The sequence below is a fragment of the Saccharospirillum salsuginis genome (assembly GCF_014651855.1).
Classification (GTDB): Bacteria; Pseudomonadota; Gammaproteobacteria; order Pseudomonadales; family Natronospirillaceae; genus Saccharospirillum; species Saccharospirillum salsuginis.
Genome location: NZ_BMXR01000034.1, coordinates 1 through 933 on the forward strand (window position 1 = coordinate 1; position 933 = coordinate 933).

2 tRNA genes and 2 rRNA genes are annotated in these 933 nt (G+C 50.1%); all 4 read right to left on the reverse strand.

Features of this window, described 5'->3' with window-relative positions:
* Positions 1 to 84: ribosomal RNA gene (locus IE111_RS24375) — 23S ribosomal RNA — on the reverse strand; the annotation flags it as partial.
* A 438-nt stretch (positions 85 to 522) separates the two neighbouring features.
* Positions 523 to 598: transfer RNA gene (locus tag IE111_RS24380), tRNA-Ala, on the reverse strand.
* Positions 599 to 690: 92 nt separating this feature from the next.
* Positions 691 to 767: transfer RNA gene (locus IE111_RS24385), tRNA-Ile, on the reverse strand.
* A 71-nt stretch (positions 768 to 838) separates the two neighbouring features.
* Positions 839 to 933, reverse strand: a 16S ribosomal RNA gene (locus tag IE111_RS24390); the annotation flags it as partial.

Genomic DNA, 933 nt, shown 5'->3' on the forward strand with positions numbered 1-933 from the left:
TCCCCGACGCTTTTCGCAGGCTACCACGTCTTTCATCGCCTCCAGTTGCCAAGGCATCCACCCTGTACGCTTCGTCACTTGGCCATATAACCCGAAGGAGTGTCCATCGGCTTACATGAAGCGACGCTGTAACGACAAAGAATTGTACGCTTGGTTCTTACAGACTTTCTTTCAAACAATCGCGATGCTCGACGGTTCAATGAACCACCGAACCTCGTGGCTCGATCGTTTGCTTGAGAAAACTTGATCAGATTGTTAAAGAACGAATGCTTTTGCGGACTGCGCAAAGCGAAGGGCTTTCGGTAAAAGCACTTGGCTTTACGGTCTGCAACAGAGATCAGGGATAATTGGTACCAAATTCTTCAGAACAAGACGGAAGGGGAGGAAGCATAGTTCACTATGCGACGCGCCTTTCAACGCCGTTATCGAGAAATTGGCTTGCCAAATTCTTCAGAACAAGGCGGAAGATGAGGAAGCATAGTTCGCTATGCGACGAATCTTCCAACGCAGTTATGAAGGATTTGGTGGAGCTATGCGGGATCGAACCGCAGACCTCCTGCGTGCAAAGCAGGCGCTCTCCCAGCTGAGCTATAGCCCCGTAATCTTTGGCAATTTTCGCAAGGCTAGGCGAAGGAAAGCGTAGCGTATGGACATACGTGAGCTTTTCTTCAACGACGCATTGCGGAAATTTGGTAGGACTGGGCAGACTTGAACTGCCGACCTCACCCTTATCAGGGGTGCGCTCTAACCAGCTGAGCTACAGTCCTAAAAACTGTTCAGCCCCGATCTCTATTCGCTGGAATCAAGTAATTCGTGTGGACACTTGCAGGTCTAGGTTTAAGGAGGTGATCCAACCCCAGGTTCCCCTAGGGTTACCTTGTTACGACTTCACCCCAGTCATTAACCACACCGTGGTGAGCGCCCAATTTTAAG